Origin of the sequence: Paraglaciecola polaris LMG 21857, assembly GCF_000315055.1 — a bacterium.
In the GTDB taxonomy this organism is placed as follows: Bacteria; Pseudomonadota; Gammaproteobacteria; order Enterobacterales; family Alteromonadaceae; genus Paraglaciecola; species Paraglaciecola polaris.
Window position 1 is genome coordinate 1 of record NZ_BAER01000039.1, and the last position, 24,035, is coordinate 24,035.

Here is a 24,035-nt window from a genome sequence, read left to right on the forward strand (position 1 = left end):
GCACCAAGGGTTACCGAATCACGATTCGATTCGAGCTCTACCACTAAGGCTGGCTCAACAATATCAATATCTAAGGTATTAGGACCTGCTGACGCACCGCCGCCTGTAACGTTCACTGCATTTTGCAACGTAGTACCTTGAACATTACTTGGATCATCAATAACGGTCGCCACAACGCTAACTACAAAACTGTCATTAGTATTATCTGCATCAGCGATGTTACTCACCGTGCCTAAATCGATCGTCACAAGGTTGTTACCATCTGCTGTACCGTTCACATCGCCGGTAAAAGTTAAATGGCTGCCAGCACTAATCGAGCTAGACTCGAAACGCAAATTGTCAGGTAACTCATTGCTGATGATGAGGTTGGCTATGTCTCCTTCCACTACATCAACGCGCAAATCGATAGTCACCGTATCGCCAATAGTCACATCGTTCGTCACATGTGCAGAATTAAGTGAAGATTGCACCGCTAACGTATTAGATAGTGTGAGATCACTGCTGGCTATTTCGTTGTAATTATTAAGCAGTGCGTTGTCATCATCGTCACTACTAGCAGTAGAGCCATCGCGACCTTGTCCATTTGGTTGGCTTGCATACGTAGCAGTGAAATCATTGGCTAATACATCACCTGCATTGGCACTATTGCTCACCACAACATCGTAGGTCAGTGTTATAACACCGCTTGGTGGGAAGTCGACCGTGGCCAACTGCAACGTATCTCCGTTGGCATTAGTCGTTACTTGGGTAAAGTTACTATCAGTAACGGGCGTGTTACCAGATTCAAGCACAACCAGATCTGAAGTGTTAGTTAGCACGATATTACTGAAAGCACTGCCGCTACCGGTGCCGTCTGGCGAACCCAGTAAACCCGCATCAATCAAACTTGCCAAATCCACTGAGTATGCTGTGGCATCAGAAGAAGTATTGGTGATGATAGTCTGATAAGAAATCGTATCTCCCGCATCACTGCCTGTTGCACCAGCGGTAATAGTTTGTTGAATATCTAAGTTCGCTTCAATAACGGTTACCGTTTCGACATTATTTGGAAGCGGCATACTTGCACCGTCGTAACCCAATTCAGCCTCAGCTTCTAGCGTGGTCCCGTTTTGATTAGCCAATATGTTATCAACAACAACATCAATTTCTATGGTGATCACTTGTGCTGTAGTTGCACTGTTAGTAATAGTGCCAAAATCTAACAACAATGGATTGGTTGACGTATCAGGAGAGGTATTTGGCGAATTAGAGGTCCCAAAATCATTAACTGGAAGCGTCACATTAATTGGCGTTCCACTGTAGATTAAGCCGCTTGGTAGGCTTAATGAGTACTCGAAATTATCGGTAGTACCAGTAGGAATACTAAAGGTTGCCGTCATGGTAACGGTCTCACCAATATGAGCATTTTCGCTGGACGTCACCAAAGACACAGTGGGCTTACCAGCAGTAATGACTTCACTGGCCATTGCAGTTAAATTATTTACCGCCTGACCTAAGTCATTGTCGGTTTGTGTGCCATTTCGCTCGCCGGTATCGGTTCCTGCATTGCCAGGTGTCGCATCTGCGGTACCATTGTTACTTGGTAAACTTGTCACACTTGCCGTCGCGGTGTTAGTCACTTCTTCTTCAAAACCGATAGCGGGATCCACTTGAGCGGTAAAAACCACCTCAACTGACTCACCTGGTGCGATGTAACGTTCTGACGCTGCCAAACAGCTACTATCAAATGTAAGAGCACTTCCGCTGAAACTCGCACATGCTGCGATATCAACATCGCCGCGAGATAGGGTTGCACTACTGATAGCCGGAGATCCCAATCGTGCTGGTAGCGTGTCTTCTATTAACCACTCCCAGCCGCGAGTCACATTAGCACCGTCTGTGTTAGTGGCCGTTAAGGTATAAGTCACCGTATCACCGCCATCAACGCTATCGGGCATGGCTACATTAGCGAGGGTTATATTAGGCAGTGCAACCTTTGAAGCAGCTTGAGTTGAGTCCGCTTGGGCAGCATCTGCCTGGTTATCGTAATGGACTCGGCCCGTTAAGGTTTTACTTTCAGAACGATTATTATCTGTGGTGTTAAGTACTAAAGCCTCAAAAGTAACAATGATTTTTTCGTCGTTGGCATCATCGTCGGCATTTGTTACATCACCGAGATCAAACGCTAAAACCTGATTATTGAAAGTCGCAGCATATGAGGTGTTTGAGGCTCCAAGTACTCCGCTTGTTGCACCTGTTAGGCTAGTGTCAAATTCCCCTCTAATAAGAGCACTATTAGTCACATATTGAAATCCGACAGGCAAAGTCACTTCAATTATGGAGTTACTGCCCGTTTCATTGGTTACCCCTTCAGGTAACGTGACCTCAAACTCGTACGTTGCAATTTCACCTACAGCGAATTCCACTGTGCCTGAGTCTGCCGTCCATGCTTCACTAGAATCAATAAGAGTAATTGAATCAGCGGTTGGGTTAGCCGTATTCACATTGGTACTGTTTGCGTTTGAACTGTCTCGTTCGACGGCTGTGGTGCCGTCTTGACTATCCCCAGTAGCCGATGCATTTATGCTATAAGTCGCGCCACTTTGTACATCATCTTTTACTACTGCTGTGTAGGTAAAAGTAACACTATCGCCGGCGGCTAAGCTGCCTGAATCTAAAGAATAGGTGACGTTCGGGCTTGAGTAAGCATAGGTATAACCCGGTTCGGTTGTACTTTGTACAGCAGAAGCTAAATCAAAAATATCCGAATTCAGCGCGCTAGATACGACCACATCATAGGCAGGTGCAGTACCTGTATTCTCGACGCTCACAGTCGTGGTGACTATGTCGCCGGCCTGCAGATTACTAGAAGGACTGGCTGACGTTGTTGTCACTAAAACATGTTCAGTGAAATCTCTAGCAACCGCAGAAGTAACGTTACTGCCGGTTTTGCCCGTGTAGTTTAAGCTACTATTTATTCGCTTGTTTTGCCCTTCTGAAGTCGCGCTATTCGCGGCATCATCTTCTACTAAGGCCTGTACGGTAAATGTAAAGGTATTATTGTTGTCATCATTATCTTCGTTCACAACGGTCGTTGCTGAGTCATCAAAAGCGATATTGATAGTTTGACGAGTAGCAACAGTGCCTGAGGTCGTTGCAGTCGGTGTTGTATCAACAGTGCCGCCAAATCCACTGTCATCTACACTGACGCTAAGCACCACATAAGAAAGGCCCGCGGGTAATTTTAGTGCTAACGTTAAATCGGGTGTTTCGCCCTCTGGCAATGTCACACTAGTAACATAGGTAACAGTATCGCCGACTACAAAATTACTACCGTCTCCGTTAGGAGAAATTGACGCGATAGTGGTGGTAATCTCTGGTCCATCAACCACCAATTCTGTTGTAGCCACCTCGGTTGGGAATGCCGTTGCATCTGTGTTGCTCGCCCATACTGTGTTGGTAACCGACTCAATTTCTTGACGAGGAGTGACATCAGCAGAAACCGTGCGTGTGTAGGCGATCACTACAACACTGCCGGCCGGCAAAGGATTATCTAGTTTAAAATCACCGCCTGCTAAAGTGCCGGTATAAGCTGTAATAGTACTGCCATCAATAGTTACTTCGGTCAGCACCGCATTATCAAGCCCTGTCGCTGCAGGGGAAGATGCGGTCACATCGTAAGCTGGTGCACCGCCATCATTGGTAATAGTCAGGGTGTAGCTAATGACATCGCCTGCATCCACAATGTCATCCACAATGTCATCTTCGAATACCACAGATAATTCAGGGGCGCGAACAGTTAACGAGCTGCCTTTAAGGCTCACGGCTTGTCCATTCTGGGTGCTACTCGTAGCGCCCTGAAACAAGTTAGTTAATTCTAGTCCATCAGCAAAAGGTTCATCGGACACCGTCACCGTGACATCGACTGCGATAATTTTGGTTTCGGTACTTGTGAGGTTTGGCCACTCAATGCGCAACACATTAGAGCCTACATCCCTCGTAATGCTACTCGGTGTTAAATTCGCCGTATCCGTGGGCGACAACACAATGTCGGTTCCAAAAGCCAAATTAAGATCATTAACATCGAAAATAGGCAGTGGGAAATAATCTTCAAACACTATGGCGCTGGTATCCCCAGACGGGATTTCCATTGATAGCCTAAATGTTACGTTTGATTGAGGTGCATATTCTGTGACGGGGTTAACAATGATTTTCGAACTTGTGATGTTTTCCACGATGACTGAGTCTGTCGAACCATCAGTACAAGAAGCAGCCCCTGCCACTAAGCCATATTCAGCACTGGTATTCGTTGCTAGATTGTCATTTGCCAATACAGGATCACCGGTTGACGTATATGTTTGCTCCACCGTCACTGTGTAAACAATTGTCACTTCCGTGCCCGCGGCTAAGTTACCCGCGACGGCATGAACATCATAAACAACCGTTGTGGTACCGTCCCCGTTCGCAACCACATTTGGCTCTATAACAACATCTACACCTATGGTCATTGAGTTGTGACTAGTAAAGCGTAGACCGTCATCTAGTACATCGGTTACGATAAGCGCATTAGCCGTTTCGTAGTCTGATAGCTGAATGCGGTTGGTAACGGTAAAGGTGTCGCCTGGCACAAGAATTTCTTTAGAGTGACTTTGTTGTATGGCTAAATGTTTAGCGGTAAAACTGCTGTCCTGTGAAGATTGTGCTAACGAAGAGCCTGCAGGAAACTCACTATCAAAGGTGCTGGAATGGGTAATAGGTAACACGGCACAAGTCGCACCGTTTAACACATCACCCACATAAACAGAATAATTAAGTGTTGCATCGGTTTGTGAGGCACTACCTGCAATATTAGTACAGCTGCCTTGCACCTGACCATTAACTTCATCAGCTGCAGGCTCGCTGCTGATTGCACAACCATTGCCACCATTAAACGTAGCCGATGCAACAAAGGCGGATGAGCTGCTTAAATTATCAACTATTTGCGGCGAGGTTAAGGTTTTACCATCCGCCACATCGATCACATGATTAAAGGACACTTCAAAGCCAGCGCCAGGCACACGCTCCGACTCAGATGCGTTATTAGTCACTGCATAGTTAACCACTGTAGGCGTTATGTCTGCGCTAACACTGGTTCCTTCAATTGGGCCATTGTCACCTGTCGCCGAATCGCCAAATTCATACACAGGTTGCAATGCAAGTGATAACGGCACACCAATGTCGGCACTGCCGTTTGCTGTTATACAGATCTCACTGGTGAGTGCTGGGCCACCCGCTACCACAGAGCCTGCGGGTAATGAGAATACGACTAACGTATCACCTTGTGTTCCTGTCACCTCTGTTTCGCTCTTTGGGTCGGCAAGGGTATTGTTTGGTGATGCGGCAAAGGTGCCGACAGTGGTGACAGTTACACTACTTCCGAATGCAGTCACAGAATCAAGAGTGAGGTCTGGATCAATAAAAGCCCGTAAATACGGGCCAAAACCCGTTGTCCCTGCATTGCTAAAATCAGCCGCAAAACATACCTGTTCACCGGAAAAAACTTCGTCTGGCAAGGTATTAGTAGTAGAGGGCGTCGCGCCGTAAGCTTGAAAAGCAACGAAAGCTACCGTGAGTAGGCTGGCTCTGAACGATCTGCGCATAGTGAGTCTTCATTTAGGCTAAAAATATCGTAAAATCTTAGCCTTAGGCATAAATTTATAACATTGAACTTTAGGTTATTCGACAATAGTGCAAGAAAAACCGACACATCAAGGTCTGCTTGTTACACAGAGCGATTTCTGATTTTCGCTCGATAAAACCCTGTATAAAAAAAGCAAATAAATTTGCCCCAAGTTAATAATTACTGCGTAATACCATTAACATTTTAGCAAGTGAGTCGTATGTGTAATTTAAAATGCTGTTTCACATTAACCTTTTCAAGTTCAGCACTACTTCTTTTGTCAGCCTGTGGCGGTGGCAGCAACAGCAATAACTCTGTAGACCCACCTGTAGTGCCAACACCACAAACGAATGAACGCTGGGTTAGAGGCGTATTCGAAGATGAGTCGTTATTTAAAGATAGCTGCGCCGTCCCTCGAAACGGAGTAAGCAGCGTAACAGGTGACGCTTTCTCGGATGTCGTTGGTAATGTACAGGACGAAAAGCTTTGGCTCCGCTCATGGACGAATAACACTTATCTTTGGTATGACGAAATCGACGATAACGATCCGTCTAACTTTTCAGTATTGAGTTACTTCGCTCAATTAAAAACCGATTTTCGAACTGATTCGGGTTCATTCAAAGACAACTTCCATTTTTCGCAAGGAACTGAGGAATACCTAACACGCACGCAAAGCGGTCTCACATTTGGTTATGGTCTTAGCTGGCAGTTCGTGCAAGCCACTGTTCCTAGAAAAATAATCGTTCGCTATACCGAGCCAGGCTCCCCTGCTGAGTTGGCAGGAATTGAACGGGGAGACGAGTTAATAGCGATAGACGCTATCGACTTTATCAGCACCGAAGATGCTAATGAAGTTGATGCCATCAACCAAGCCTTGTTTCCGACCAGCACAGGGCAAAATGTTAACTTCACCATTCAAAAGCAAAATGGTGAGCAACGCAGTTATCAGCTATCACCAAGCAATGTCCGCCTCTCTCCGGTGCGAAACTCAACGCTTTTATCAACGAATATAGGGACAGTAGGCTACGTCCAATTTAATAGTCATATTCAGAGCGCTCAAAGCCAGTTAATTTCAGCGTTCAATCTATTTAGTCAAAACAATGTGCAAGCTTTGGTGCTTGACATGCGCTACAACGGTGGCGGTTTGCTCTCTATGGCATCACAACTTGCGTTTATGGTATCAGGACAGCAGCAAACAGATGGCCTTACCTTTGATGAACTCAAGTTCAATGATAAACACGCTACTTTTGATCCCATCACAGGAAGACGCATTCAAGCAACGCCCTTTTATGGGCGTGAAATAGATTATGACCAAGGTTTATTTACCTCAAACGCATTGCCTAGCTTGGGCTTAAATACAGTATATGTACTCACGAGCGGTGCAACCTGCTCAGCCAGCGAAGCGCTGATTAATGGCCTTAGAGGAATAGATATTGAAGTGGTGCTGATGGGTGATACGACATGCGGTAAGCCCTATGGCTTTTATCCGCAGGATAACTGCGGCACAACGTACTTCACAATACAGTTTCAAGGCAGTAATCAAAAAGGCTTTGGTGAATACGCGGATGGGTTTAGCCCCACGCTTACCCCAATATTTGAAGCGGATGTTCAAGGTTGTTTGGTAGAAGATGATTTTAGCCATGAGCTAGGCAGTGCTAATGAGGGAATGCTCAGTGCAGCACTTAATTACATGCAAACGGGAGAATGCCCTGTGCAAGCGTCATCAAAATCATTCAACGCAGCGCTATTATCACAGGGACCAAGGATCAGGACTACGTCAAGCGTTGTTGATGCAATCATTCTTGAAAACGCTATAAATCAGGTGATTACCGAACCCACTAACTAATGCGTCTAACTTCACTAGGAAAAGGACGTTCGCTTAAAAATTACTGCTCACATACAAAAAAGGCGCGACTCTTACGAGGCGCGCCTTTTAGCATAGTATCTAAAACTTATTAAGCTTTAGTAACGATATTGACCAACATCCAGTTTTTGGATTTAGACAGAGGACGACATTCACGTACTGTTACTACGTCACCTTCGTTACATTGGTTAGTCTCGTCATGAGCGTGTAGCTTAGTAGTACGTTTAATGAACTTACCATAAATAGGGTGTTTCACTTTACGCTCTACCGCAACAGTAATGGTTTTATCCATTTTGTTGCTGACCACACGACCTTGTACTGTACGACTTGATTGTTCAGTCATTATGCAGCAGCCTTTTGAGTCAGAATGGTTTTAACACGCGCAATACTGCGACGTACTTTACGAATTTGGTCAGTTTTTTCAAGCTGACCAGTACTCGCTTGCATACGTAGGTTGAATTGTTCACGAAGCAAATTAAGTAGCTCAGTGTTCAATTCTTCTACGCTTTTATCTTTCAGTTCTGTGGCTTTCATTACATCACCGTCCGAGTTACAAAGGTGGTTTTAAACGGCAGTTTTGACGCGGCCAATTCAAACGCTTCGCGAGCTACTGATTCTGGAACACCTTCCATTTCATATAAAACACGACCTGGTTGAATTTGGCAAACCCAGTATTCAACGTTACCTTTACCTTTACCTTGACGCACTTCAAGAGGCTTCTCAGTAATTGGCTTGTCAGGGAAAACTCGAATCCAAATTTTACCTTGACGCTTAACGGCACGTGTCATAGCACGACGAGCTGCTTCGATTTGGCGTGCAGTCATACGACCACGGCCAACGGATTTTAGTCCGAACGTTCCAAAACTCACACTGTCACCAGCGGCATAGCCACGGTTACGACCTTTGTGCATTTTACGGAACTTCATACGTTTAGGTTGTAACATAATTAGCCCTCACGCTTAGGTGAACGGCCTTTCTTCTTAGGCTGAGCTGGTTGCTCTTGGGTAAGAGGCAATCCGCCTAATACTTCACCTTTGAAGATCCAGACCTTCACGCCAATGATACCGTAAGTTGTGTTAGCTTCTGATGTTGCATAGTCGATGTCAGCACGGAAAGTGTGTAATGGAACACGACCTTCACGATACCACTCGGCACGCGCAATCTCAGCACCGCCTAAACGGCCACTTACTTGAACTTTAATACCCTTGGCACCAATTCTCATCGCGTTTTGTACTGCGCGCTTCATAGCACGACGGAACATTACACGACGCTCTAACTGACTAGCAATGCTGTCAGCAACTAGTTGACCGTCTAATTCAGGCTTGCGTACTTCAGCGATGTTAATCTGAGCAGGCACGCCGGCCAACTTAGATACATGCTTACGTAGCTTTTCAACGTCTTCACCTTTCTTACCGATTACAACGCCAGGGCGAGCAGTGTGAATAGTCACACGGATGCTTTTCGCTGGACGTTCAATAACGATCTTAGAAAGAGAAGCAGTTTTAAGTGCCTTAGTCAGATACTGACGTACCTGATGATCATTAAACAAGTTATCTGCATAATCTGCAGTATTAGCGTACCAGGTAGATGTCCATGGTTTGCTGATACCCAGGCGTATGCCTGTAGGATGTACCTTCTGTCCCATTATCTTCTCCTAGTTATCAGCCACAACAACGGTGATGTGACTGCTACGCTTAAATATACGATCAGCACGGCCTTTGGCTCTTGGCTTGATACGCTTCATTGTTGGGCCTTCATCAACGAAAACTTTTGCGACAGTCAATTCATCGATGTCTGCGCCTTCGTTATGTTCGGCGTTCGCAATTGCTGATTCTAATACTTTTTTGATTAGACCGGCACTTTTCTTCGGGCTATAAGCCAAAAGCTCAAGTGCTTTTTCAACATGTAAACCGCGAATTTGATCTGCAACCAAGCGTGCCTTTTGAGCCGAGGTACGGGCATGGCGATGTGTAGCTAATGCTTCCATATTTTATCCCCTATCTCTTAGCTTTCTTATCCGCGACATGGCCGCGGTAAGTACGCGTTGGCGCAAATTCGCCCAACTTATGGCCGACCATTTCGTCACTGACGAAAACTGGAACGTGCTGGCGACCGTTATGGACCGCAATGGTCAACCCAATCATATCTGGGATGATCATAGAACGACGAGACCAAGTTTTGATTGGTTTCTTGTCGTTCTTTTCCACTGCAGCCTCAACCTTCTTCAGCAAGTGGAGGTCAATAAATGGACCTTTCTTGAGAGAACGTGGCATGGTGAATCCTCGCTGTTACTTATTACGACGACGTACGATAAGTTTATCGGTACGCTTGTTACTACGGGTTTTCTTACCCTTAGTTGGAACACCCCAAGGTGAAACTGGGTGACGGCCGCCTGATGTGCGTCCTTCACCACCACCATGTGGGTGATCTACCGGGTTCATGGCAACACCACGAACTGTTGGGCGGATACCGCGCCAACGGTTTGCACCGGCTTTACCAAGTGAACGTAGCATGTGTTCTGCATTGCCGATTTCGCCAATAGTGGCACGGCAGTCTGCTAATACTCGACGAACTTCACCAGAACGTAGACGAAGGGTTACATAACCTTCGGCGCGCGCTAGGATTTGAGCGTACTGACCAGCAGAACGAGCAATTTGTGCACCTTTACCAGGCTTCATCTCAATAGCGTGTACAGTTGTACCTACTGGAATGTTACGCATTGGCAAAGAGTTACCTGCTTTGATCGCAGCGTCTGAACCAGATTGAATCTGATCACCCGCTTTAGCACCCTTAGGAGCCAAAATATAGCGACGCTCACCATCTGCGTACAACACCAAACAGATGTTTGCAGAACGGTTCGGATCATATTCTAAACGCTCAATTTTAGCTGGAATGCCGTCTTTGTTGCGTTTAAAATCTATAATACGATAGTGTTGCTTGTGGCCACCACCAACGTGACGTACGGTAATACGTCCGTTATTATTACGGCCACCAGATTTGCTGTTCTTTTCAAGCAAAGGTGCATAAGGAGCGCCTTTGTGTAGATCAGGGTTAACAACCTGAACTACGTGACGACGACCAGCAGAAGTCGGCTTAGCTTTCAATAATGGCATGTCTAGTCCCCTTCTTAGCCTTCGCTGCCAGCAAAGTCGATGTCTTGACCTTCTTTAAGCACAACGTACGCTTTTTTCCAGTCTTTACGCTTGCCGAAAGATGAACCGTGACGCTTGGTTTTACCCTTAACGTTTACGGTACGAACAGAATTAACTTCAACTTCGAACAATTTTTCAACTGCCGCTTTGATTTCTTCTTTGTTCGCATCTTTAAGCACTTTGAAAACAACAGTGTTGTTAACTTCAGCTGCAAGCGTTGCTTTTTCAGAAACATGTGGTGCTAAAACCACTTTTAAAAGACGTTCTTCGTTAATCATGCTAACGCCTCCTCTAATGCTTTCACTGCATCAGCAGTTATCAACACTTTTTCGAATGCGATCAGGCTGACTGGGTCAATGCCTTGTACGTCACGTACGTCAACTTTATACAAGTTGCGAGCTGCTAAGAACAAGTTCTCATCAACTTCAGACGTTACGATTAGCACATCACTTAGCTCAAGCTCATTTAACTTAGAAATTAATTCTTTCGTTTTAGGCGCTTCAACTGAAAACTTTTCAACCACGATTAAACGTTCTTGACGTACCAATTCAGATAGGATGCTTTGTATCGCACCACGGTACATCTTCTTGTTAACCTTTTGGCTGTGATCCTGTGGCTTAGCAGCGAATGTTACACCACCAGAACGCCAGATAGGACTACGGATAGTACCAGCACGGGCACGACCTGTTCCTTTTTGACGCCAAGGTTTGGCACCACCACCACGAACTTCAGAGCGTGTTTTTTGTGCTTTAGAACCCTGACGGGCACCAGCACCGAAGGCAACTACTACTTGATGTACTAGTGCTTCGTTAAATTCACGTCCAAAGGTTGCTTCGGATACTTCAAGAGCGCTTTGCGCATCTTTCAATACTAATTCCATCACTTAACTCCCCAGACGTTACGCTTTAACTGCAGCTTTGATGATGACGTCGCCACCTGGCGCTCCAGGAACATTGCCTCTTACTAGAAGAAGATTGTTCTCTGCGTCAACACGTACTACATCCAAAGACTGAACTGTCACACGTTTATTTCCCATCTGACCGGCCATTTTTTTGCCTTTGAAGACTTTACCTGGTGATTGGTTTTGGCCAATTGAACCAGGAGCACGGTGAGACAATGAGTTACCATGTGTGTTACGTTGGTGGCTAAAGTTCCAGCGCTTAATAGCACCTTGGAAACCTTTACCTTTAGAAGTTCCTGCAACGTCAACCATTTTGGTGTCAGCAAAGATTTCAACAGTGATTTCACTGCCCACTTCTATGCCTTCGCCTTCGTTGCCGTCTAAACGGAATTCCCATAAACCACGACCTGCTTCCACGCCAGCTTTAGCAAAATGACCTGCTGCTGCTTTATTTACGCGGTTCGCTTTTTTGTCGCCAGCGGTTACTTGAAGCGCTGTATACCCGTCGGTTTCGTCAGTACGTAACTGAGTAACACGGTTCGGGGTGGCTTCTATAACAGTCACTGGTATTGATACGCCGTCTTCAGTGAAGATACGTGTCATACCAACTTTACGACCGATAAGACCAATCGCCATTGTTAAAACCCTCTCTTGTTAGCCCAGGCTGATTTGAACATCAACACCGGCAGCCAAGTCCAATCTCATCAAGGCGTCTACTGTTTTATCAGTAGGCTCGATGATATCCACCAAACGCTTATGTGTACGAATTTCATACTGATCACGCGCATCTTTGTTTACGTGAGGTGAAGTAAGTATTGTATAACGCTCTTTACGGGTAGGTAGAGGAATAGGTCCACTAACCTGAGCACCGGTACGCTTCGCTGTTTCAACGATTTCAGCCGTAGACTGATCGATCAACTTGTGATCAAACGCTTTCAAACGAATACGAATTCTTTGATTTGGCATCGATTAAGCTCCAATCGAAAGAACAAAAAAAACCATCCTCGACTACCTTTTCTATTATAGGTAGGGGGATGAATGAAAACTGCTAACCCAAAATTAGGGTCCTGTATTTAATGACGTTTAGCCGAAGCCTAAGTCAAAAACCATTGTCCTTCTGGACAAGTGGGCGCGAATTATACCTGTACCGCTTACTTTTGCAACAACCAATTGCGGATTAATTACAATTAGCTGCATATCTCGCGCGCGACACGATACGTCAGCTAACTCAACGTGATGCAAAACGGTTTTATCCACCTATTCCCTCGGCTATAGTGTTGCTATAACAAAAAACAACAAATATGCAGACTTCCATGGAACATCAATCCGCTTTACAAGAACTTAAGCATCTATTGGCAAATGCGCCTTCTTTATTGAGTGCCTACGATGCGCTTGAACCCTTGTTGCTATCCTTATTCAAAGCCCAGCGCATGAGTATATTCCAGCGCAGAATGCAGCATCAAGATCTTGTGGCTCGATTTAAAACGGGGAGTGAAGTCCAGGAAATTAAAGTCCCCATAAGCCCTCAGTCTATCGCAGGCTATGTGGCATTGAGTCAAATCCCACTTATTATTAATGATCCATACAGCAGCACAGAGTTATCAGCTATTCATCCGCGACTAAAGTTTGCCGATAAATTCGATAAAAGCTCTACATTCAAAACTCAAAATTTGATTTGCATCCCCATCTTAAATGCCGGGGTATTAATGGGCATTATGCAAATCATTAATAAAAAGGACGGCGTATTCCAATCCGCCGATTTAGCACTGGCAGACAAAGTAGCCCAAGCGCTAGGTAACAAGTTCCGCTATGAGTTGGGTGGTACCAGCCAACCTTTTGATTATCTCGTGCACAGAAAAGTCATCGACGAAACAACCTTAGACAAGTTTGTTCAATCAAACCCTGACCATGTCCAACTTGTTCAGCGTATAATGACTGAGAAGCGTATACCGGAAGATGAAATGGGTATCGCCTTGTCTGTGCATTATCAAGTTCCCTATATGGGTTACAAGCCCGATCGCTTTCATCTTTATCAGAGTGATAGCAAACTCAACCTATCTTATTTAAAGCGTAACTTTGTCGCCGTCATCACAGATGCGACAGAAAAGCCTATTGTCCTTATGGCACAGCCAAGCAATGCCAATTTGCTGATGGAAATCGAGAGTGCACTAGGAATAGACAGTTACGGAATATCCGTCGCTTTACCCAATACTATTTTACAGTATTTAGGGGAAGCCAATGGCGGTGGTTCAGGGCCTGGCGCCATGGACGAGATCTTGGATGAGATTGGAACAAGTGGCCAGGAAGCTGACGAGCAAATAGATGATATGTCAGACGATGCACCTGCGGTGGTGCGTTTGGTCAGTCGCATCTTACACGACGCTAAGCGACTTGATGCCTCAGATATACATATAGATGCAGAGAAAAATGCGCCCACACGAGTAAGGATGCGTATCGATGGTGTGTGCCGAGATATCACCCAAATCCCCGCCTCCCATCATAATGCCGTTATCGCGCGCATTAAGATTATGTCTAACCTCAACATCGCCGAGAAACGCTTGCCGCAAGACGGTAAATTGGCGTTTAAATTATCTGGCCAAATAATTGAAGTGCGCGTGGCAACGATCCCGACGGTAGCCGGTGAAGGTGTGGTCATGCGGATCCTTGCCACAGGCGGGGCGCTCCCCATGGAAAAGATGAACCTATCTCCAGCCAACCATCAAAGCATTTTAAAAATGATTGAAAAGCCCCATGGGATTTTATTGGTTGTAGGGCCAACTGGTTCAGGAAAGACCACAACGCTGCACGCGGTATTAGGCCACATTAACACCCCGGATAAAAAAATATGGACAGCTGAGGATCCAGTAGAAATAACTCAGGCTGGATTACAACAGGTACAAGTGAGTCCTCGTATCGGCTTTACCTTTGCGAGTGCATTACGCGCTTTTTTGCGTGCGGATCCAGATATCATTTTAATTGGGGAAATGCGCGACAAAGAAACAGCCCATGCAGGTGTTGAGGCTTCTCTGACAGGCCACCTAGTCTTTTCAACCTTGCACACCAACTCAGCGCCAGAAACAATCACACGTTTACTTGATTTGGGCATAGATCCCGTCAACTTCTCTGATGCATGTATCGGTATTCTTGCACAGCGTTTAGTGCGCACGCTTTGCCAACGTTGTAAAGAAGCCTCGCCCGCTACAGATACTGACTTAGCGTTTATCAAGCGCCAATATGGCGAAGACTACTTACCGGAGCTTACACTCGCAACCCCACTCATGCTGCATAAACCCAAGGGCTGTGACGCCTGCGGCAACACAGGCTATAAAGGTCGAACAGGGGTGCATGAATTACTCAATATGACTCATACCCTGCGTTCATTGGTATATAAAAACGCCTCCGTTAGCCAGTTAAAGGCACAGGCTATGAGCGATGGCATGCGCACCTTGATTCAAGATGGCATTCTGAAGGTGATTAAAGGCGACACAGATATTGCTCAAATCCAAATGTTAGCTGGCGTTTAGCTTACGCTCGCTAGAGTGTGTGAATTTAAGTTCACAAAAGTACGCCATACGTTCGGGAAATAGTTGACAGGGAAAATAGTCTTCACAAATTAACTTTTGTATATTCCCGCTGCGTTACACCAAATGTATTGATATAAAATTAATTTTTCAGGGAAATACTATGTATAAAAACGTCGTTAACTGGGCATTGCTCGGTGCAATGCTGAGTTTCAGTGGTGACCTGCTTAGTCGCAGCGAAACCCAAACAAATAAACTGACCACCGAACGTGAAAAAGAAAATAAAGAACCCGAGTGGGACGTACTTAATCCGCCTTTTGATTTACATGAAATTAGTATAGATACCGACGAGACCACTTGGTCAAGCCTTGATGTTTCCCCTTCGGGTGAGCAATTGGTTTTTGATATGTTGGGGGACATCTATATCACATCGATTAACGGTGGCGATGCACTGCCTTTAACACAAGATTTTGCCTGGAACATTCAGCCAACCTTTAGCCCTGATGGCAAAAAAATCGCTTTTATCTCTGATAGAGATGGTATATCTAATGTATGGGTGATGAATAACGACGGCAGTGAATTGGCCCAGGTCACGAAAGAAAAGAACAATTTAATACATTCGCCTAAATGGAGCCCTGACGGCCAATATATAGCAGCAAACAAGGGGATCATGTCCAGTCGCAGTATTCCCGCTGGTGAAATCTGGTTATATCACCACTCTGGTGGCGACGGAATGGTAATTAAGAAACGGGTAAATGGAAATTCAGATCAAAAAAATATCGCAGACCCAGCCTTCTCCCCTGACGGAAAATACCTGTATTACACCCAAGATGTTTCTGCGGGTAGCGTATTTGATTATAACCGAGATCCCCTCAAAGCCATATTTGCCATTACTCGTTACGACCTAACCACAGGTGAAGAAGAACAATACATCAGTGGTACTGGTGGTGCGGTTGTTCCTACCCCCTCGCCCGATGGCAAACACATAGCGTTTATTCGCCGAGTAAAAGAGAAAACAGTCTTGTTTAGCAAAAATATTGCAACGGGTATCGAAACGCCACTTTATTTCGATCTTGAGCGAGACATGCAAGAAGGTTTCGGCTCAGAAGGGTATTTCCCTTACTTTGACTGGACGCCGAATTCGAAAAATATTGTTTTTTGGACCGGAGGTAAATTTCACTCTCTTGAGGTGAAAACCCAGTCCCTTAAAAATATCCCAGTGCATGTAAAAGCAAAGGTGCAATATGCCGATGCCCTAAGATTTGACGTTGACGTTGACGTTGCCCCTGATACTTTTGACATCAAAATGACGCGCTGGGCGCAAAAATCTCCCGATGGGAAAAACATTATTTTTCAGGCTCTGGGCAAGCTATATATAAAAGACATCAAAAGTGGCAACACTAAGCGTTTAACTAAACAGAACGAACATGATGAGTATTACCCTCGTTTCTCTCATGATGGCAAAAAAATCGTCTTTACCACTTGGAACGATAAAACGTTAGGTAGCGTGCGCACTGTATCCGCCACTGGACGTTCTGAAAAAATACTGACCAATCAGCCAGGGCATTATATTGAGCCCAGCTTCTCCACCGACGACAAGCTCATCACCTATAACAAAAAAACCGGCGGTTACTTATTACCCCCTGAATATTCTGTTGAGCCTGGTATCTATATCGTCAACGTAAAAGGCGAGAAACATAAACGCGTGGCCAAAAGCGGTAGTGCCCCGCATTTCGCAGGTGATAATAGCCGCGTATATATCACTCAATCCGTTTCCGGCTCTGATTACCCCGAACAGCAGCTTGTCAGTGTGGATTTAAACGGTGAAGATGAACGTGAGCATTTATATGGCGGCGACAAAATCGCCGAATATCGTTTATCCCCAGATAAAAAATGGATTGCCTTTGTTTATCAATATAAAGCCTATGTCGCGCCCTTTACCGAAATAGGTAAACGTCAAGATATCGGTCCTGCCAGTACAACCATACCCATTAAGCAGCTTTCTGATAGAGCAGGCGAGTATCTGACTTGGCGTAGCGACAGCCAAGCGTTGAGCTGGTATCACGCAGCGACTTACTACGAACGTGAATTGAAAGATGCCTTCGCGTTTGTGCCTGGGGCCTCTGAAACATTGCCAGAGCCCGTCACTGAAGGTATTCCTTTGTCATTCGAGCAAAAGACCGATAAACCCTCAGGTTTTAAAGCGTTGGTTGGCGGTACCTTAGTCACCATGCGCGATGCGGATAATCAGCAAGAAGTGATTACAGATGCGGTGGTCATTATCAAAGACAATAAAATCGTTGAACTAGGTCAACGTTCTGAAATTAAGATCCCCGAAGGTGCACAAGTCATTGACACCCGTGGTAAAACCATATTGCCCGGCTTAATTGATGCCCATGCCCACGGCGCACAAGGTAGCAACGAAATCATTCCCGAGCAAAACTGGAACATGTACTCTGCGCTAGCATTTGGCGTGACAACCATTCACGACCCATCGAACGACACCTCGGAAATATTCGCCGCTGCTGAATTACAAAAAGCAGGCAAGCGTGTTGCTCCCCGTACCTATTCAACAGGCACAATTATTTATGGTGCCGAAGCCTTGGGTTATAAAGCGATCATTAATAATTACGATGACGCACTTACCCACCTTACGCGCCTAAAAGACGCAGGGGCTATTTCGGTGAAAAGTTACAATCAACCTCGTCGCGACCAGCGCCAACAAATTTTGGCAGCGGCTCGAGAGCTAAATCTAATGGTAGTGCCTGAAGGCGGAGGTAAGTATCAACAGAATATTTCCATGTTGGTTGATGGGCACACTGGATTAGAACATTCACTGCCTATTGCTAAAGGTTATCAAGATCTCACTGCACTTTGGGCCCAGACGGAATTTGGCTATACCCCAACCTTCGTGGTCTCTTATGGTGGCTTAATGGGCGAGGAGTACTGGTATGATCGTACTGAAGTATGGAAAAACGAGCGTTTACTGCGCTACACCCCTAGCTTTTTACTGGACGAGCGAGCCATTCGTCGCCCCACCGCGCCTGACAATCAGTACAACCATGTATACGTTGCACAGTACGCAAAAACGCTACGTGACAAAGGCGTCAGTGTACACATAGGCGCTCACGGTCAGCGTGAAGGTCTGGCTGCTCATTGGGAGTTATGGTTAATGACACAAGGCGGTTTTACTCCTTGGGAAGCCTTACGAGGTGGCACCATTGATGGCGCGACTCACCTAGGAATGGGTAAGCAGGTAGGCAGCATAGAAGTGGGCAAACTGGCGGATATGATGATAGTCGATGGTGATGTACTAACAGATATTCGTCGCAGCGAATACGTCAGCTATACCGTCATCAATGGTCGCATATATGATGCTGCAACTATGAATGAAGTTGGCTCAAAAACAAAACGCCCTGCTTTTTTCTTCGAAAACAACAATCAGTTATTCATGCCTCAGGCCACAGCGCAAAGTGTGCAGCTCAAAGCCGAGAAACATCACTGGGTACATTAACGTACCAATAGCAATACATCATGCAGCGGACTGAATATACAGCCGCTGCTTTAATATGGCCCTTTAACAAGACAGTAAAGACTAGTTCTGGACGAAACATATTAGTCTGGTAAGCTTAAAAAATAACTGATTGCCTGAGCGAAATGTGTGTCTAACAACGATTTAGAGAACTCTTTTAAGCAACTGAAAAAAACTATTCCACTTTTGCTCAAACATAAAATCCCTGCAGTACCCATCAACTATGCGCTTTGGTACACCTATGTCAGCAACGAGTCGGCCTCGCTGAATGAGATCCTCGACCAAGCAATCCAACACAACCTACCCTTATCAAAATCAAAAACGAAAGCGTTATATCGCAAACACGCTGCCGATGACCAGGAAGTGGACGTATGGGAGCTGCGGCAATCCATTGAGAGCATGATAGTTGAGTTGTCCCAATCAGTGAAAGACACACGCAATGAAACCCGCTCATTTAAAAGTACCATGGACACCTGCATGGATGACTTAGCCAAGGTCGAGCGAGAAGGGCTCAGTATGGAGGAAGTCATGAGTTTGGTGCGTTCTTTAGTCACGCAAACCAAGCAGATCCGCGGCAGTACATTATCGTTCAGCACCGCTCTGATGGACGCTGAGCGCGAAATTAGTCGTTTGAAAGATCAACTTGAGCAAAGCCAACAAGCTGCGTTGTATGATGCCTTAACTGGCTTATGTAATAGACGATACTTTGATGAAGAACTCGCGACTCAAGCCATGCGTCCCAATATGTGCTTGATACTGGCGGACTTGGATAATTTCAAAATAATCAACGATACCCATGGTCACGTAATGGGTGATTTAATCTTAAAAGCCAGCGCCAAAAAGCTACAAGCATCCTGCCGCAACGGCGCACAAGCGTTTCGCTTCGGCGGTGAAGAATTTGCTATCATAGTTCCGAACTGTAAACTTGATATGGCTCGTCAAATCGCCGAAACCATGCGCAGGTCAATTGAAAAAATTGGCGTAAGGGATAAACGCACCTCCCAAGTGTTAGGAGGCATTAGCGCATCATTTGGGGTCGCCGAGATACAAAAAGGCATGAATCCATTGGCGCTTATTGAAGCCGCAGATCAGTTATTATACAAAGCAAAATCCCTCGGCAGAAATAGGGTCATGCCTATGTCAAACCGCTAAAAACATAATTATACCGAGTAAATTTCAGTTAAATAACAGCGTATTTAAGCCCATTTAAAAGGCCCCTCATCGCCACGCGTCACTTGCCTATTAAATAAACAAAACACCGCTTTATTCACCGTGCTAAACCATGTAAAATCCGCGAGTTCTTATAAAAGATCACACTAAATCCGTACAAAAGTGTGAATATTTTGATTTATCTAAAAGAAAATCGGCATCCTGCGGAAATATCTTGTATAATCCCGCGCAATTTTTACTCAGACTGAAGTTGAAGCAATGACAGACTTATCACATTACAGAAACATCGGTATTTTCGCCCACGTTGATGCGGGTAAAACTACCACAACAGAACGAATTTTGAAGCTTACCGGTCAGATACACAAAACCGGTGAAGTACATGATGGTGAATCTACCACTGACTTTATGGAACAAGAAGCTGAGCGCGGTATTACTATCCAGTCAGCCGCTGTTAGTTGTTTTTGGAAAGACCACCGTTTTAACGTTATCGATACTCCTGGGCACGTTGACTTCACCGTAGAAGTTTACCGTTCACTTAAAGTTCTTGATGGCGGCATCGGCGTATTCTGTGGCTCTGGTGGGGTTGAACCTCAATCAGAAACTAACTGGCGTTATGCGAATGACTCAGAAGTTGCACGTATTATCTTCGTAAACAAATTAGACCGTATGGGTGCTGATTTCTACCGCGTTGTCGCGCAAACCAAAAAAGTACTTGGTGCTAACCCACTAATCATGGTTTTACCTATTGGTATAGAAGATGATTTTATTGGTGTAGTTGATCTACTTACGCGTAAAGCCTACGTATGGGATGACACCGGTCTTCCAGAAAACTACGAAATCACAGATGTTCCTGCTGACATGGTTGATAAAGTAGAAGAATACCGTGAAATGTTGGTCGAAACTGCTGTTGAGCAAGACGATGACCTAATGATGGCTTATATGGACGGCGAAGAGCCTTCTGTTGAAGACATCAAACGTTGTATCCGTAAAGGTACACGTACTATGGACTTCTTCCCTACTTACTGTGGTTCTGCTTTTAAAAATAAAGGTATGCAATTAATCCTTGATGCCGTAGTTGACTATTTACCTTGTCCTACAGATGTTGATCCTCAACCTCTAACAGATGAAGAAGGTGAACCAACTGGTAAGTTTGCAATTGTTGATGCAAAAGAAAGCTTTAAAGCATTAGCCTTTAAAATCACCGATGACCGTTTTGGTTCACTTACTTTCGTACGTATCTACTCAGGTACGCTTAAGAAAGGCGACACCATACTGAATGCCGCAACAGGTAAAACTGAGCGTGTTGGCCGTATGTGTGAAATGCAAGCAGATGACCGTAACGAGCTTACTTCAGCTCAAGCCGGAGATATCATTGCTATCGTTGGTATGAAAACTAACGTGCAAACTGGCCACACATTATGTGATCCAAAAGATCCAATCATCTTGGAAGCAATGGTATTCCCTGAGCCAGTAATCTCTATCTCTGTTACACCAAAAGATAAAGGTTCAACTGAGAAAATGGGTATTGCTATCGGTAAAATGGTTGCTGAAGATCCTACGTTCCGTGTTGAAACTGACCAAGATTCAGGTGAAACAATCCTATCTGGTATGGGTGAACTTCACTTAGATATTAAAGTTGATATCCTTAAGCGTAGTTATGGCGTTGATTTGATCGTAGGTGAGCCTCAAGTTGCTTATCGTGAAACCATCACTCAAGAAGTTGATGATTCTTATACCCATAAGAAACAATCTGGTGGTTCTGGTCAATACGGTAAAATCGATTATCGTATCAAGCCTGGTGAACCTAACACGGGTTTCACTTTCAATTCAGTGGTTGTGGGCGGTAACGTTCCTAAAGAATTCTTCCCTGCGATTGAAAAAGGTTTCAATAGCATGATGGGCACAGGTGTTCTAGCTGGCTTCCCAGTACTAGACGTTGAAGTTGAGCTTTATGACGGTGGATTCCACGCAGTGGATTCATCAGCGATTGCATTTGAAATCGCTGCTAAAGGTGCATTCCGTCAATCGATCCCTAAAGCGGGTCCCCAGTTGATTGAACCAATCATGAAAGTTGACGTGTTCACGCCAGACGACCATGTTGGTGATGTTATTGGTGACTTGAACCGTCGTCGCGGCATGATCAAAGATCAAGAAGCCGGCGTGACGGGTGTTCGTGTTAAAGCTGATATCCCTCTTTCAGAAATGTTTGGTTATATCGGTTCACTACGTACAATGACTTCAGGTCGTGGTCAGTTCTCTATGGAGTTCTCACACTACTCACCTTGTCCTAACAACGTAGCTGAAAAAGTAATTGCTGATGCTAAAGAGCGTAACGCTAAGAAGTAAGCACTAATTACCGCTAGTTTTAAAAGCCCCGCCTGCTAACGCAAGCGGGGCTTTTTTATGTCTATAAGGTTATAAAAACAAGGTTTGCATAGTGAACACTTTTAGGGCAACTTTTAGTTACCTCTTTTTGGTCGATTAAAAACGTGCTTAGAACACGTTTCGAGCCTACACAAGGATTACACGATGAAATGCATTATCACCCTCGCCCTTATTATTTGTAGCTATGCTGCGCTGGCTGCCCCCACCCATATAGGGAATGTTCAAGGTTATACCTTAAATCAAGTCGGCAAGCTTACAACCTTTACTGATTTAGTCTTTGACGGTGGCAAAGTGCTCGCCATTGGCAATCAAGATATCAGTGCCCAATATCCAGCTGCTACTTTTATTGACGGCAAACAACAGATACTAATGCCTGGGCTAATAGATGCACATGGGCATGTCCTAGGCTTGGGAGAAACCCTATTAGAAGTGGATGTAAGAGATATTGCCAGCGCTAAAGCTTCAGCCGAAAAAGTGCGTGATTATGCACAACAAAATCCCAGTCTTGACTGGATACTCGGTCGGGGCTGGAACCAAGTGTTGTGGCCAGGTAAGCAGTTTCCTAACGCCGCAATGCTAGATGAATATATTCAAGACCGACCCGTATGGATAACCAGAGTCGACGGTCACGCTGGCTGGGCCAATAGTAAGGCACTAGAAATGGCAGGGGTAACTAGGGATTCTCTAGATCCACCGGGTGGTCAAATACTCCGCGACAAAAATGGTAACCCTTCAGGTATCTTAATTGACAATGCCATGAACATGCTAACCGAAAAGCTGCCACAAGACAGTGAACAAGCACTGAAGGCCGAACTCGATGCCGCAAGTAAGCACCTACTATCATTAGGCATTACCAGCGTTCATGACGCTGGCGTCGGCTATGCTGAATATGAATATTACATTAAGCGCAGTCAGGAAATGAGTTTAGACATGCGTATTTACGCCATGATTGCGGCGACTGACGCAAAGCTAGTCAAGATGCTTGAGCAGGGTCCCGTTTTCGACCAGTACGATTATTTAGCCATTCGTAGCGTTAAGGTGTACGGCGATGGCGCATTAGGTAGTCGCGGCGCTGCCATGCTTAGTCCCTATTCAGATGAACCTCATAATACAGGGTTACTGTTAACCCCGCAGAAACAGCTTAAGCCGCTTTTTGATTTAATCATCGGCAGTGGTTTTCAGTTAAATATTCACGAAATTGGTGATAGAGGCAACCGATTAGCGCTAGATCAATTTGAAGACACCTTTACACGTATCAAGGGTCAGTCTCTGCGCAATCGTGTGGAACACGCTCAGGTAATTGATGTATCAGACATACCTAGATTCAAGACCTTAGGTATTATTCCTTCTATGCAGCCTACGCACGCCACAAGCGATATGAATATGGCACAAGAGCGTATTGGTAAAGAAAGGCTGAAAGGTGCATACGCTTGGCAGACTTTCGAAAAGCAAGGCTCTATGGTGGCTTTTGGTTCAGACTTTCCCGTTGAACTAGCCAATCCTTTTTTCGGCTTACACGCCGCAGTGACCCGGCAGAGCCGACAGAACCAGCCTGATGAAGGTTGGATAAAAGACGAAGCCGTCAGTATTGAGCAAGCATTTAAGGCCTTTACCTTAAATGCCGCTTACGCCGCTCATCAGGAGAAAATAATCGGCACCTTGAGTGAAGGGAAATGGGCAGACTTTATCTTAGTAGACCAAGATATATTCACCATTAACCCCCAAAACATTTGGAAAACTAAGGTACTTGAAACTTGGGTGGGCGGGATAAAGCGCTTCGACAAAGCAGTAAATTAACCCGTTGCGTGACAACCCTTAATTTTACCAATATCCGCCTCTAACCAAGGGGTTGAGGCGAGAAGTTAATCTTAC

The 24,035-nt window shown here is 45.2% G+C and carries 17 protein-coding genes and 1 pseudogene; 6 read left to right on the plus strand and 12 right to left on the minus strand.

Annotated features, from left to right (window positions below; translation table 11 throughout):
* Positions 1-5,618: pseudogene (locus GPLA_RS07455) on the minus strand (DUF11 domain-containing protein); the annotation flags it as partial.
* Positions 5,619-5,858: 240 nt separating this feature from the next.
* Between GPLA_RS07455 and GPLA_RS07460 the strand changes: the two are divergent.
* Positions 5,859-7,484, plus strand: a complete 1,626-nt coding sequence (locus GPLA_RS07460) for a S41 family peptidase (RefSeq protein ID WP_007104259.1) — start codon at positions 5,859-5,861, stop codon at positions 7,482-7,484.
* A gap of 109 nt (positions 7,485-7,593) precedes the next feature.
* On the opposite strand, the gene rpsQ is transcribed toward GPLA_RS07460, so the two are convergent.
* From rpsQ to rpsJ, 11 genes are read right to left on the minus strand one after another with little or no spacing between them, the layout of a single operon-like run.
* Positions 7,594-7,845 (minus strand): 30S ribosomal protein S17, encoded by a 252-nt coding sequence (gene rpsQ, locus GPLA_RS07465; RefSeq protein ID WP_007104260.1) that lies wholly within the window; start codon positions 7,843-7,845, stop codon positions 7,594-7,596.
* Positions 7,845-8,036, minus strand: a complete 192-nt coding sequence (gene rpmC, locus GPLA_RS07470; RefSeq protein WP_006992676.1) for a 50S ribosomal protein L29 — start codon at positions 8,034-8,036, stop codon at positions 7,845-7,847. Before rpmC ends, rpsQ begins: the two co-directional genes overlap by 1 nt.
* Complete coding sequence (gene rplP / locus GPLA_RS07475; RefSeq protein WP_006992675.1) at positions 8,036-8,446, minus strand: 50S ribosomal protein L16; 411 nt, start codon at positions 8,444-8,446, stop codon at positions 8,036-8,038. Before rplP ends, rpmC begins: the two co-directional genes overlap by 1 nt.
* A 2-nt stretch (positions 8,447-8,448) precedes the next feature.
* Positions 8,449-9,147: a 30S ribosomal protein S3 gene (gene rpsC, locus GPLA_RS07480; RefSeq protein WP_006992674.1), complete on the minus strand. Its 699-nt coding sequence runs from the start codon at positions 9,145-9,147 to the stop codon at positions 8,449-8,451.
* Positions 9,148-9,156: 9 nt separating this feature from the next.
* A complete protein-coding gene (gene rplV, locus GPLA_RS07485; RefSeq protein ID WP_007104261.1) occupies positions 9,157-9,489 on the minus strand; it encodes a 50S ribosomal protein L22 in 333 nt (110 codons plus the stop codon).
* Between the two features lie 10 nt (positions 9,490-9,499).
* Positions 9,500-9,775: a 30S ribosomal protein S19 gene (gene rpsS, locus GPLA_RS07490; RefSeq protein WP_011573392.1), complete on the minus strand. Its 276-nt coding sequence runs from the start codon at positions 9,773-9,775 to the stop codon at positions 9,500-9,502.
* A gap of 15 nt (positions 9,776-9,790) precedes the next feature.
* Positions 9,791-10,615, minus strand: a complete 825-nt coding sequence (gene rplB, locus GPLA_RS07495) for a 50S ribosomal protein L2 (RefSeq protein ID WP_007104263.1) — start codon at positions 10,613-10,615, stop codon at positions 9,791-9,793.
* Positions 10,616-10,629: 14 nt separating this feature from the next.
* On the minus strand, positions 10,630-10,932 hold the full coding sequence (gene rplW / locus GPLA_RS07500; protein WP_007104264.1) for a 50S ribosomal protein L23: 303 nt from the start codon (positions 10,930-10,932) through the stop codon (positions 10,630-10,632).
* Complete coding sequence (gene rplD / locus GPLA_RS07505) at positions 10,929-11,534, minus strand: 50S ribosomal protein L4 (RefSeq protein ID WP_007104265.1); 606 nt, start codon at positions 11,532-11,534, stop codon at positions 10,929-10,931. The genes rplW and rplD overlap by 4 nt, the downstream gene beginning before the upstream one ends.
* A gap of 18 nt (positions 11,535-11,552) precedes the next feature.
* The gene (rplC, locus tag GPLA_RS07510; protein WP_007104266.1) at positions 11,553-12,191 is read right to left on the minus strand and encodes a 50S ribosomal protein L3; all 639 of its coding nucleotides are present in this window, start codon (positions 12,189-12,191) and stop codon (positions 11,553-11,555) included.
* An 18-nt stretch (positions 12,192-12,209) separates the two neighbouring features.
* Positions 12,210-12,521 carry a 30S ribosomal protein S10 gene (gene rpsJ, locus GPLA_RS07515; protein WP_006992667.1) on the minus strand — a complete coding sequence of 104 codons (312 nt, stop codon included), beginning with the start codon at positions 12,519-12,521 and terminating at the stop codon, positions 12,210-12,212.
* 347 nt (positions 12,522-12,868) lie between these two features.
* Here rpsJ and GPLA_RS07520 point away from each other — a divergent pair, with 347 nt between their 5' ends.
* The 5 genes from GPLA_RS07520 (at position 12,869) to GPLA_RS07540 (ending at position 23,960) form a co-directional block, all read left to right on the plus strand.
* Positions 12,869-15,079, plus strand: a complete 2,211-nt coding sequence (locus tag GPLA_RS07520) for an ATPase, T2SS/T4P/T4SS family (protein ID WP_007104267.1) — start codon at positions 12,869-12,871, stop codon at positions 15,077-15,079.
* Between the two features lie 160 nt (positions 15,080-15,239).
* Positions 15,240-18,590, plus strand: a complete 3,351-nt coding sequence (locus GPLA_RS07525; protein ID WP_007104268.1) for an amidohydrolase family protein — start codon at positions 15,240-15,242, stop codon at positions 18,588-18,590.
* A gap of 147 nt (positions 18,591-18,737) precedes the next feature.
* The gene (locus tag GPLA_RS07530) at positions 18,738-19,760 is read left to right on the plus strand and encodes a GGDEF domain-containing protein (protein WP_007104269.1); all 1,023 of its coding nucleotides are present in this window, start codon (positions 18,738-18,740) and stop codon (positions 19,758-19,760) included.
* Positions 19,761-20,036: 276 nt separating this feature from the next.
* Entirely contained in the window at positions 20,037-22,124 is a 2,088-nt protein-coding gene (gene fusA / locus GPLA_RS07535; RefSeq protein WP_007104270.1) for an elongation factor G, read from the plus strand.
* A gap of 183 nt (positions 22,125-22,307) precedes the next feature.
* Positions 22,308-23,960 carry an amidohydrolase gene (locus GPLA_RS07540; protein WP_007104271.1) on the plus strand — a complete coding sequence of 551 codons (1,653 nt, stop codon included), beginning with the start codon at positions 22,308-22,310 and terminating at the stop codon, positions 23,958-23,960.
* Positions 23,961-24,035 lie beyond the last annotated feature (75 nt).